This window comes from Rhodopirellula sp. SH410, assembly GCF_055811895.1.
Map to the genome: position 1 here is coordinate 6,672,080 of NZ_CM147949.1, position 12,112 is coordinate 6,684,191.

Sequence of the window (12,112 nt, forward strand, 5' to 3'; positions counted from 1 at the left end):
CAGGCTGTACCCTTTGGCTACTGCTCGCGTCATCGGCGATGGGACAAGACTGGCAATCGCGAGGGATCGAAAACTACAAACGGTTTTCCAATGTGCAAACACTGTGGGTCCAAGGTGATCTCCTCGAGTGCAATACACGAAAATCGCCCCCGCTGCCGCTGGAGCGATGGATGCAGTGGTGGGATGCTTGGCCCGCAGGGTTGGAGAAGGTCAATCGCGACCATCTGAAATCACTGATCGGTGAAGCCGGATTGCTGGACTCTTTTCTGTACAAGGTTGAATCGTTCGTTGGCCCCGATCGGGGTCGTGCCGTCTACAAAATGCCATGGATCGAAGGTATCGAGGGAGGTGAAATCACCGAGAACTCACACCTGACGGTCAAACATTTGGATTCCGATGGATCGACTCATGATGTGAGCGTTCAAATGCCCTATTGGGGCGGCCCTGGAAATTGGAGCAAACCGATCATCGGCAAGACGCCATGGATGATGCGATTGTTTGACCCAACGAAGGCGGATAAAATCCGAGCCGGTCGGAAGGTTCTAACAGCGGATGCCGACGCGGAAGTCCGGTACGTTGACATCACATTGAGGGAGGGCGGCGAAAGTAATTTCGCCATCACCATCGACAAGCAGCATGGGGTGTTTACCCGATATGAGGCTGGAGATTCGTTTCTGATGCTCGCTGCGGACATCCGCACCCTTGACAATGGCTGTGCTCTGCCATTTCGTGTCATCCAATTTTTCTTAGATCGCAATGATTCGGACATCGTTGTTACAAAAGCCGAACTGATTGTGTTGCGAAGCTGCGCCGTCAATGCCAATCTGAACGAGCGACTGCTGCACCCCGTCGGGCAGCACCAGTACATCGAGGCCGCGAACCTGAAGATCAAAGGCGGGCCGTCGTTCTTTCTCGATGACGGGACGCCGGATGCCTTAGCATTCGTTGAGGGTAACATGGTTCAGCCCCAATTGCGAGAAACCAATGGGTCACCATGGCGAATCGCTGCGGTAGTACTGGCGATCCTCGTGTTACTTCTTCCACTCTGGTGGTTTTACAGGCGGCGGAATGATACCGACGCCAGTTCTTAGTGTGTTTCCAAGAGGAGTTTTCCAATGAAAGTTAGCCGAAATCTTCTATTACTATGCACAACCGTCACCGTGTTCACGTTGAGTGGGGTGCCTCAACGTCTGGCGATGGCAATTACTTGCACGCAATCCACTCGCTACAATTCCAAATGTTTTGAAGCAAAGAGGCAGGAACCTAAACCGAATGGACAATGCAAAGTTACTGCCGCTACATGGATAGGGGACGGAGGTGCCCCTGATTCTACCAACAATTACTGGAGAGTCGTTTGCGTGCAGAAGCCAAACGGGCGACCGTGCAATGGAACGCAAGACGCCACCGCCATCCCAGGTCGCTACGCGGTGGAAGGATCTTACCAGGGAGAGAATTGCGAAGATCAGGCGAGTATAAAAAGCTTTTCTTTGAATCAATATACCTTTGAATGCCCGGACGGCGAAGTGATTCCCATTCCGAAAAATAAGCCGCAGCCGAAAGTCGGCGGAAAGTGTCCCTGTGGTTCCGACGAAACACCAGGCGGACCAATCACGGTGAAAAAAGTCTGTGATTGTGAGTGACAAGCAGGTTCAACGTACCTCACGAGGTAGGAGTAATTTGCATAGCCGCTACCGATCGCGGACACCCTCGGCAAAATGACTGTCGGCCTCCGGGCTTGGCATGCCCCACAGCGACCGAACCGTTCGCAGAGATTTTAAGTTCTTGGTAAGGGAGGAATTGCGATGAGTTTTCGGGCTGGTTTTTTGATCGTCTTCAGTGTCGGCGTTTGCATGGCGACGATTGTCGTCGCAAGGACGTTGGCGGTTCCGGCCTATCCGGTCGTCGTCTCCAGCCCCTCCATTTTGATTCCAGCCCTCGCCGATACGCCTGTCGAAACGTTGCCCATCGTGCCAACAACCTTTCGAAACCAATCGTCTAAAATCGCGATGGTGACGCTGCTGCAGAAAAGCTGCAATTGCTTCGATGTTCATGTTGGCGAGCGGACGATTGAAACGGACCACGGGTTCGAGTTGCCGCCACGGCAAGACATTCATGTTTACCTTCCGCTTGGCGGGGAAGTGTTTCCTGGTGGGACCGATGTTGTCGACGCATTGTTTCGTATTGAGATCGACGGATTTGACGATCGGGTCGTGCGGGTCAACCGAACGGTTCGTGGCTACGAAACCGTCGGCTTGTAGCACGCTTTGCCTCGGGTTGGCACTGGGGTTGAGTATGCTAGTCAAAACGACAGCGATCGTGATCCCGCCACTGATGCTGCTGGCGTGGACGGTCTTTGCGGCGATTCGTGGCGAAGCAACGGCATTGCGATTTGCCAAGGATCTAGGCCGCATTGCCGCCGCGACGGCGACGGCGTTGGTCGTGCTGAATCTCGCCTATGGCTGGCAAGAGTTTGCCTGGCCGCTGAAGCGTTTTGAGTTTGTCAGCACGACGCTCAGCGGCGGTCCGGTCGGGACGATCGGCAACCGCTTGATTGGCACCTGGTTTGGCGAATTGCCCAGTCCGCTGCCGGCAACATTTCTATCGGGGATCGACTTGCAGAAGGCCCATTTTGAGGCCGAGGGCACGTCTTATTTTCATGGTCGATCGGCTGACCACGGATGGTGGTGGTACTACCTAGCGGCGATGCTGATCAAGACGCCGGTCGCGATGCTGGTGCTCTGGGGTATCGGAGTCTTCTTCGTCGTGGGCTCAGGGTTGATGCGGCAATGGGACCGACCGACTGCGGCGACGGTTGCGTTCCTGCTGGTTCCAGCCGCCGCTTTATTGATCCTGGTCAGCAGCCAGACCGGCCACACGCGTAACCTTCGCTATGTGCTGCCATGTGTGCCGCTGGTGCTGTTGTCGCTTCATCCACTGCTGCGGCACGGGGCCGGTCGGAAGCTGGTTTGGGGGCTGTTAGTGATTGCGGCCTTCGAAACCGCACTGGCATACCCGCACCTGTTCAACTACAGCAACGCGATCGCTGGCGGCCCGACACAAACCCACCACTGGTTTCGCGCCTCCTCCTACGACAATGGCATCGAAGATCGCGTGGTTCGTCGGTGGATCCAAAACCATCCCGATTTGCGGCCGATCCGAATTGCTTCACGACAGCAGCTTGCAGGCGTGGCGGCACCGTTGCCGCTGGATCACAAGCATCGAGCCAGTCGTTACGTGGTTGTCGATCGTATTGACCGCGAAAAGCTCCACTGGCCGCTGCGTGATGTGGTTGCCACGATTGGTTGTACACGCCTCGTATATCGGATACCCGAAATGAATGAAGGAATAGACTGATGATCTCTCTTAGATATTCTCAGCGATGCGGTAGTTGCTTGTTGCTCTGCCTCATTGCCGCAGTGGGTTGCCAGAAAAAGCCCGCCGTGGGGCTGCCCAAGGTGCAGTGTCGCATGCTGTACGGCTCGGGCGAGACGCAACCGATGTACCAGTGGAAGTACCAGCGGGTGCGGGAAAAGATTGTGGAGGTGATGCAAGAAAACGGCGGCGAGATGGAATTCAAACAGCTCCGCAAAGATGTCAAGCGGCGGTTGAGCGAGCAGGATCGTGAGGAAATGGGCAGCCCACTGTGGCTCTTTGAAACCGTGGCGTTGGAGATGGAGGTTCAGGGGGAACTGAAGCGGCAGAGCGACGTCACGTCGCGGTTCCCGGTCGATGTGATGCTGCAGCTTCATGAGTAAGCGTGACTCAGGCCGCGGTGCCGCCAGTGAGCAGCCGACATCGGCATATTGGCGTTGGCTTCATGCCGTCGTGGCGACGCTCCTGTTGTTGCAGTCAGGACTGTTGGCCTACAGTGCCGTGCGTCACAGCCCGACTTATGATGAGGCGGCTCAACTGCCTGCAGGGATTAGCCATTGGCGCGGCAACTTTCGGCTTTTCCGCGTCAACCCTCCGTTGCCGCGAATGATTTCCGCCCTGCCGGCAATGTTCATGGGGCACCAGGAAGATTGGGCGGCACTGAATAAAGTGATTCGGTCCCATTCGCAAAAGCGGGTCGACTTCGATATCGGCAGAGACTTCATCGCCGTCAACGGATCGCGAGCGTTTTGGCTCTACACCTGGGGACGCTGGGCGTGCATTCCGCTAGTCACCCTGGGCGGATGGGTCGTGTGGCGTTGGTCGTCGGAATTGTACGGACACGCATCCGGAGTATTAGCCCTCATCGTATGGGTGTTCAGCCCCATGATTTTGGGACACGGTGGACTGATGACGCCCGACGTACCAGCAGCGTCGTGCGGGGTTTTGGCGCTGTATCGTTACATGAAGTGGACATGTCGCGGGCGGTGGAGCGATGCCTACTGGCTGGGATTGGCTGGCGGCATGGCGTTATTGACCAAGACGACATGGCTGATTTTGGGAGTGCCGCTGCTCCCGCTAGCACTGCTGAAGGCTACCTTTGATCGTTCCTTGCCGGATTCCCAGCGACGTGGCCGGATCGTGCGGGTGTCGGAGCAAGGGATGTTGGCCGTTGCGGTGGCTTGGTGTGTGCTGCTGATCGGTTACCGCAGCGATGGTTTCTTTATGCCGCTGGGATCCTTCCCGTTTCAGTCGGCGGCGCTCAGCGGGCAGATTTTGGAAAAGGGGCAAACGGGCAATCGGTTCGCGGACTCGGCCCTGGGGGCGATCCCCGTGCCGCTGCCGCAGCAGTACGTGCTGGGTATCGACGTGCAGAAGCGGGCGTTTGAGGACAAGCCCCAATCGTACCTTTTCGGCGAACTGCGCAACGGTGGCTGGTACCATTACTATCTGGTCGCGGTGTTGGTCAAGACGCCGATCGGTTGGCTGTTACTGTTTGGGTCGGTAATCGCGGTGCGGTTGGTTCGGCGTCGTCGACTTCCGCTGAGGTGGGGCGAGGTGTGTTTGTTGCTGCCGCTGCTAGCCTGCATGCTGCTGGTTAGTTTGCAGACGGGAATCAACAAGCACCTGCGTTATCTTTTACCAGCGTACCCACTTGCGATGATCTGGGTCAGCCAGGGGTGGCGGCTGTTAGATGGACGGCTAGCGAGGGGCTTCGTGATCATCTGTGGGGTCTGGGCTGTTAGCAGCAGCCTATGGATCTACCCACACAGCCTTTCCTATTTCAATGAACTGGCCGGAGGGCCGGTTGGGGGGCACCGAGTGCTGATCAATAGCAACATCGACTGGGGGCAGGATTTGTTTTTCCTGAAGGAGAAAATGCGGCAGCGGGGTTGGAGTCGCGTCAGCCTCGCGTATTGGGGCCGATACGATCCACGGATCGCGGGGATTGAATTTGATGTGCCGCCGCAGGGGCCGCTCGATCGGGTGCCGCCGGGACGGTATGCCATCAGCACCAATTTTTTGCACGGCTACGCCTTGACGATTCCCAACGGTGACGGCGGGCTGATGACGGCTGGGCGAGACGCCTTTGCCTATTTTCAAGAGCTACAACCGGTCGACTCCGCAGGATATTCGATCCTCATGTACGAGGTGTTGCCGGACGCACGTCACAACGATGCGTCCGTGCTCACCGGACCATCGGCGACCCATTCACGTTCGACGACGCCTCGCGATCGTTGATCGCCCCCCGAGCCCATTGCGCAAGTCGCGGCGACTCCCGAAGAATACCGAAACAATCGTTTTCCGGGCGACGCTTGAAAAAATGGTGATTGAAAAAATGGCAGGCTCGACTGGATTGATTGCGTTGAACACCAGCGGGCCCTCTTTTCGTGGCTACGGCCACTAGTGAGCTCGGATTTTGGCTATGCTTTACGCATCGCGACCGTTTCAAAAGTCGCGAGGTGGGGGCAGCCATTTCGTAGGATGGGACCATTATCCCGTCCGACATCGATTTGCGCACTCGCAGCAATGCGACCGCTCGAAACCGATTTGCTCGCTCGGGACAACGGTCCCAAGCTACTCATTTAATCCGCGATTGACACACGCGAACTTTCCCAAAAACACTCATCATGAACTCCTCCGACGAACTCGACGCGGTTGCCGAATCGCTGCCGCAGCTCGTAACCCGCGTCCGCCACACTCACGAAGAAATCTACGGAAAGCCTCCCGAATTTGTGGTCGCCGCGCCCGGCCGCGTCAACTTGATTGGCGAGCACATCGACTACAACGATGGCTTTGTGCTGCCGATGGCCATCGAGCGTTACGTTGTGATGGCGGGCTCTCGGGCAGGCGACGGCCACGCCGAGTCTCGATTTCACAGCATCAGCTTGGATTCCGACGCGTTGCTCGCCACCGACGGCAGCCCCACCGACCACCCCGACACACCAGGCTGGTCCTGCTACGTCCAAGGCGTTTTGGCGGGGTTCGCGGCAATCGGCCATCACGCGTCCGCGGTGGACGTTTGCTTCGATTCCACCGTGCCACTGGGCGGCGGATTGTCCAGCAGCGCGGCGCTCGAAGTCGCCACCGCGACGCTACTCGAAGCCGTCACGGGCACCACGCTCGATAAGCGTGAGAAAGCCCTCCTCTGCCAACAGGCCGAGCACGATTTCGCCGGCGTGCCCTGCGGGATCATGGATCAATTCAGCAGCGTCTTCGGCAAGGCCGGAGAACTGATGCTGCTGGATTGCCGGTCGCAAAAGATCACCGCGGTGCCGTTCACCGGCGACGGGGTCACGCTGCTAATCACCAACAGCAACGTCCAACACGAACTCAACGGCGGCGAGTACGCCGAGCGCCGTTCGCAGTGCGGCGCGGCTCTGAAGAAAATTGGCAAAGCATCCTGGCGTGACGTCGCCCAAGAAGACGTCGAAGCGTGCCGCGATCAGCTCAGCGTCCCTGAATTCAGGCGAGCTTCCCATGTCGTGGGTGAGATTTACCGGACAACACGCGCCGCCACGGCCCTCTCGGCAGGACGATTGGCAGTGGTTGGGGAACTGATGTACGCCAGTCACGATTCGCTGAGCAGGGACTTCGAAGTCAGCTGTCGTGAACTCGATTTGCTCGTCAACCTCGCCCGCGCCGTCGGTGATGCCGGCGGCGTGATCGGCTCACGCATGACCGGAGGCGGCTTCGGCGGGTGCACGGTGACACTCGTGAAAACCGACTTCGCCCCCGCCTTAATCGACACCCTGATCAAGAACTATGAAGCCGAAACCGGCGTGAAACCATCCTGCTTCACCAGTCGCCCCGCCCGCGGCGCTCATGTCGTGAAGTAAGTCAATGCGGTGCGCAGCATGGCTGCCTCTGCACTCTCGCAACCGTCGCCTCACCGCTCGGCACCGCGACCTTGGGTCGGCCCGCAACGCGGCGGTCTCGGAAACCTCAAACGTTCATGTTCCTCCAGATAGGTAAATTTATGAAAACGGCAATCTGCACATTGCTGATGACCCTCGTCGCGTCCTCGGCTCTTGCCGAGCAAGGTGCGTCTTCATCGCATCGCCTCCAGGTCGTTGCAGACGACGAGAACGCTCATTCAGATCCATGGGAAACGATTTCACCCTATTTCTCACCGCCCGCAGCATGGCAGGGTCATTTCGATGACTATCAATCGCCGCTCGAGTTCGCGGACGGCACACGGGTGCAAACAGCCGACGACTGGAGTCGCCGACGCGCTGAAATCCTCCAGGAGTGGGAGTCAAAATTGGGCACGTGGCCGGAGCTGATCACCGAGCCGAAGGTACAGATCCTCGAAACGACCCGTCGCGAGAATTTCACGCAGCATCGGATCCGATTTAACTGGACGCCCAACGAACAAACGACCGGTTACTTGCTGATCCCCGATGGCGACCGCCCACGACCTGCCGTCGTGACGGTCTTCTACGAACCGGAAACGGCGATCGGACAGGGCACCGCTGATCGCGATTTTGCGTTGGCACTCGCCCGTCGTGGGTTCGTCACCCTCTCCATCGGCACGAGCGAGGCAAGCCAAGCGAAAACCTACTCGCTGTACTATCCCAGCATCGAGGACACCCGCGTCGCACCACTCTCGATGCTCGGCTACGCGGCTGCAAACGCGTGGTATGTCTTGGCAAACCGCCCCGAAGTCGACGCAAAACGAATCGGGATCGTGGGGCATTCCTTTGGCGGCAAGTGGGCCATGTTCGCATCATGCCTGTTTGACAAATTCGCATGTGCCGCCTGGTCCGATCCCGGGATCGTGTTCGATGAATCTCGCCAGAGCGTGAACTACTGGGAGCCATGGTACCTCGGCTACCACCCCCAACCGTGGCGCAAGCGAGGCCTGATCACACCCGAGAACCCGGCCTACGGACTCTACCCGGAACTCAGGGCAGCGGGCCGCGACCTGCATGAGCTCCATGCACTGATGGCCCCCCGCCCGCTGCTGGTTTCAGGCGGCGCCGAGGATCCGCCTCGACGGTGGGAAGCTCTCAATCACTCGATCGAAGTCAACCGCATCCTGGGCTACCAAAACCGGGTGGGAATGACAAACCGCCCCGAACACTCACCCAACCAAGCGTCTAATGATATCATCTATGCGTTCTTCGAGCATTTTCTGAACCTGTGATCCGTGAATCGACGCGTGATCGCAGCCCACCCTGACGAGCATTCCTAATTTGAAGGAGAGACCGATGACCATTCGATCCAACCGCCGCTCATTTCTGCGAACGGCGACCATAGCGGGTACCGCGATGGGCCTCAACGCAGCGTCGTACTCCCGCGTCTACGGAGCCAACAACCGTCTACGGATCGCCAGTGTCGGCACCGGCGGGAAAGGCTGGAGCGATCTCACCGGGGTCGCGGCCAGTCCCGATGTCGAGGTCGTCGGCCTGTGCGATATCGATGACTCCACGGCGCATCTCGGTCGTGCTGCGGAGAAGTATCCGGCGGCGAAACGCTATGCTGATTGGCGTAAACTGCTCGATCAGTCCGGCGACGTTGACGGTGTGCTGGTCTCCACGCCCGACTTCATGCACGCACCGATTTCATTGGCCGCGATGCAGTTGGGCAAACATATCTTCTGCCAAAAACCCCTCGCGCACACAGTCCACGAGGTGCGGCAGATGCAACAGGCGGCCGCGAAATACAAACTCGTGACGCAGATGTGCAATCAGATTCAGTCGCATTCGGCCTATCGCACGGCCGTCCATTGGGTCCACTCCGGTTTGATCGGCAAGGTCAAGGAAGTGCACTCCTGGCAGGGCGGCACACCTTCCTGGCCCCGAAATATCCAGCGTCCACCGGGCAGCGATCCAGTCCCCGCGTCCGTCCGCTGGGATCTCTGGCAAGGCGTCGCCGCGGAACGCCCCTACAAAGCGAACATGTATCATCCCTTCAACTGGCGTGGTTGGCAGGCCTACGGCACGGGACAGCTCGGTGATTTCGGATGCCATATCATGGACCCCGTTTTCAAGTCGCTTCGCTTGACGTCGCCAACCCAACTGACCGCCGAAGCGCCGCCCCTGCTCCCCGAAACATGGACTGATCGCGCGACCGTGCGGTATGAATTCCCTGGCACCGACATGACCGCTGGCTCGACCCTGAAGTTGACCTGGTACGACGCCGCAGGGGCACAACCACCACGGGAGAAACTGGGACCGATCCCCGCCGATTACGCACTCCCCGGTGCTGGATCGGTACTCGTCGGCGAAAAAGGGTCATTGGTCATTCCACACGTGGCCATGCCGAAGCTGTTCCCCGAAAATCAGTTCGCAGCCGCTGAGCTGCCGACGATCGACAGCGTCGACCACTACACCCAGTGGGCCGACGCGTGTCTGGGCAACGCCGAGACGACGTCCCACTTCGATTACGCCGGGCCGCTCACCGAGACCGTTCTGCTGGGCACGATCGGAATTCGTTTCCCCGGACAAGAACTGCAATGGGACGCCAAGTCTCTGGAAATCACCAATCATGCTGACGCCCAGAAGTGGATCACCAAGACCTATCGGAAAGGCTGGGAACCAGCCTGGGTGTGAAAGCATGCCTGTCACCAGGGCAGGCACCAGGGCAGGCACCAGGACGGGCAGCGGAACGACGTCTCGCAAAATGAGGTGCTCACGCGCCTCGTAGCCCTTCCAGTTGAGCGATTGACGAACGAGACCCATTGCCCTCGTTCGTCGGCATGGCGAGCGAACGGATTCGCTCCCGATCGGCGATGAGATCACCCGTGATCTCTCCCCATCTGCCCAGGAGTGCACCTGACAGTTTGCAGGTTTAAGCTGCGACGTAGGCGCGGCAACCGTTGGCCGTTTGTTGGGCGTGCTTCCAATAGCGTTCTATTGGCTTGCTGTCGCTAATGTACGCCGCTCGCAGGCCCAAAACGGCCTCTCCGCCAGCGGTCGACCAGAATTTCTCGCTTCCTTTGATGCGGCGATTGACCTGCTTGACCGTCGATTCCATGATCGAACTCGTTAGCGGATAGCCACGCCGACGGTACTCCGGATAGTTCATTCGCCCCCGATGGTTGCGATAGTAAACTCGCGATCGACGAACAATCTCTCGAGGGTCCGTGTCGCTCGCATCGGCAGGAGGATCCCCAAGTTCCTTCTGGTGCTGATCCAATTCCAGGATCACTTCGTCGACCTTTCCCTGCCAAACCCATGTTGCGAAACGACGATAGCACTCCCATGATTGCGGCTGCTTATCGTAGATCGCGCGGGCAGCTGCCAAGCTGTAAGACAATGCGTGCATGATGTCCAGCACGCTCGTGAAGTTGCCAAACCACTGCTGCTGCATCTCTTCGATCGCCGAGGATCCATCGGAGACAAAGACCCTTTCAGTCGCCTTGAAAAAGCCGGCGTACCAAGCGGAACTGGCTGCCATCGGCCCAAACTCCTTCCAGGTTTGACCGCTAGCAACCACGTCTTTACTGAGCAGTTCAGGCCGTTGCCAAGGAGACTCCTGCGTCACCTCGACGCGCTGGCCCTTGGGGTTTTCCCCAGCAACGCTCCCCATATCAGCAAGCTTTTTGGCGATGCAAACGTCTTGCAGGAAGTCAGGCAACTCCGCGTCAGGATCTTCCTGGTGTGACTTAGTTTTCATCGACAGTAAGATCGCCATTCGACTTTCTTTCCAAAAACTACCCGATTCAGGTTTCTCGCCAGCGCGATCGAATCGCTGGTACCGACCGCCATCGCTCATCACCACCGCCAGTTCAGGAGCCTCTTTGTCAGCGGGCCCCGAGTAGTTCTGATCGGGAATGGATTTCTCGAGGAAGGCGTCCTGCAAGATCTTCTCAAGTGCGCGCCGAGCCTTACCGTTTCGCAGCGTAGCCAGTCGGATCCGTTCGGTCTTGATGTCCAGTTCAGCCAGTTCTTTCAAATCGTCACTGGCGATCTGATAGCTGGCCTTGTTGGCTCCCGCGTAAACCATCTTGCGTTCGACCTTGGGGCTGACGGTGGCTTCAACGCGAAGCGCCAATTCAGCGAGCCGAGGGAAAAAAAGACCGGCGACATCGCCGGCAATAGAAGCCTTCGTTGATCCACTCGACTTCACCGCGAGCGGATTGAATGATCATCGGCTCGTCGTCGTCAGGGTCGTGCGGCTTGGGCACGGCTTTGCACTTTGGACAGCGAATGGGCTTTTCTTCGTCGGGCAGATCCTTGGCCGAATCGTTCAGTGCCATCGAACTGAGCAGATCGGTTAGGGCATTGGTTTCGATTTCCAGCTCATCGAAGGTCTTGGGCGTCCCGTCGTCGTGGTAACGACCACCATTGATTTCATTTAATTCCTTGGCGAGCTCGAGCGCTCGAGCGCGATTCTTGGGTGAAATGGCCATCCTAGCCCTCCTGGTTTATCCGAAGTGAACCGTGAAACCGGGATTCTGACCGATCTACAGATCAAAGGCCATGCCAATTGCAAACCGTCAGGTGCACTCTCTGCCCAGAAGCCGCTGGGATCAATCTTGACCCAGTTTGCCAAATCGGTAGAATCAGATCGTCACGGCAATTCAGCGAAGACAGGGCGCCTGGATGTGGAGCGAGTTATACGCCGCCTCCGGGCTTTGTGCCCGCCGCAAGGGTTTAGGGATGCTTGCTCGACTGCACGGCATAAGTGCTAGTGCATCGTGCCCGAGGTTTTGCTAAATGAAGTGACACAGTGAAGGTGGGAGACCTAAACCTTCACTCTATTTTAGGTAATGGTACTACCCCACAGGGAG

The 12,112-nt window shown here is 58.0% G+C and carries 11 protein-coding genes; 9 read left to right on the forward strand and 2 right to left on the reverse strand.

Going from position 1 to position 12,112, the window contains the following annotated elements; translation table 11 throughout:
- Positions 1 to 38: 38 nt before the first annotated feature.
- The 9 genes from SH410x_RS24340 (at position 39) to SH410x_RS24380 (ending at position 9,929) form a co-directional block, all read left to right on the forward strand.
- On the forward strand, positions 39 to 1,091 hold the full coding sequence (locus SH410x_RS24340; protein WP_473671575.1) for a hypothetical protein: 1,053 nt from the start codon (positions 39 to 41) through the stop codon (positions 1,089 to 1,091).
- Between the two features lie 24 nt (positions 1,092 to 1,115).
- Complete coding sequence (locus tag SH410x_RS24345) at positions 1,116 to 1,640, forward strand: hypothetical protein (protein WP_473671577.1); 525 nt, start codon at positions 1,116 to 1,118, stop codon at positions 1,638 to 1,640.
- Positions 1,641 to 1,802: 162 nt separating this feature from the next.
- Positions 1,803 to 2,258 (forward strand): hypothetical protein, encoded by a 456-nt coding sequence (locus tag SH410x_RS24350; RefSeq protein WP_473671579.1) that lies wholly within the window; start codon positions 1,803 to 1,805, stop codon positions 2,256 to 2,258.
- A 34-nt stretch (positions 2,259 to 2,292) separates the two neighbouring features.
- On the forward strand, positions 2,293 to 3,354 hold the full coding sequence (locus SH410x_RS24355; protein ID WP_473671581.1) for a hypothetical protein: 1,062 nt from the start codon (positions 2,293 to 2,295) through the stop codon (positions 3,352 to 3,354).
- Positions 3,354 to 3,755, forward strand: coding sequence for a DUF6958 family protein (locus SH410x_RS24360; protein WP_473671583.1), 402 nt, complete (start codon positions 3,354 to 3,356; stop codon positions 3,753 to 3,755). Before SH410x_RS24355 ends, SH410x_RS24360 begins: the two co-directional genes overlap by 1 nt.
- Complete coding sequence (locus SH410x_RS24365; protein WP_473671585.1) at positions 3,748 to 5,613, forward strand: ArnT family glycosyltransferase; 1,866 nt, start codon at positions 3,748 to 3,750, stop codon at positions 5,611 to 5,613. Before SH410x_RS24360 ends, SH410x_RS24365 begins: the two co-directional genes overlap by 8 nt.
- A gap of 389 nt (positions 5,614 to 6,002) precedes the next feature.
- Entirely contained in the window at positions 6,003 to 7,211 is a 1,209-nt protein-coding gene (gene galK, locus SH410x_RS24370; protein ID WP_473671587.1) for a galactokinase, read from the forward strand.
- Positions 7,212 to 7,351: 140 nt separating this feature from the next.
- Positions 7,352 to 8,521, forward strand: coding sequence for a hypothetical protein (locus SH410x_RS24375; RefSeq protein WP_473671588.1), 1,170 nt, complete (start codon positions 7,352 to 7,354; stop codon positions 8,519 to 8,521).
- 64 nt (positions 8,522 to 8,585) lie between these two features.
- A complete protein-coding gene (locus SH410x_RS24380) occupies positions 8,586 to 9,929 on the forward strand; it encodes a Gfo/Idh/MocA family protein (protein ID WP_473671590.1) in 1,344 nt (447 codons plus the stop codon).
- A 238-nt stretch (positions 9,930 to 10,167) separates the two neighbouring features.
- Here the strand turns inward: SH410x_RS24380 and SH410x_RS24385 are convergent, their stop codons facing one another.
- The gene (locus SH410x_RS24385) at positions 10,168 to 11,373 is read right to left on the reverse strand and encodes a hypothetical protein (RefSeq protein ID WP_473671592.1); all 1,206 of its coding nucleotides are present in this window, start codon (positions 11,371 to 11,373) and stop codon (positions 10,168 to 10,170) included.
- Position 11,374: 1 nt separating this feature from the next.
- On the reverse strand, positions 11,375 to 11,731 hold the full coding sequence (locus SH410x_RS24390; RefSeq protein ID WP_473669212.1) for a hypothetical protein: 357 nt from the start codon (positions 11,729 to 11,731) through the stop codon (positions 11,375 to 11,377).
- Positions 11,732 to 12,112 lie beyond the last annotated feature (381 nt).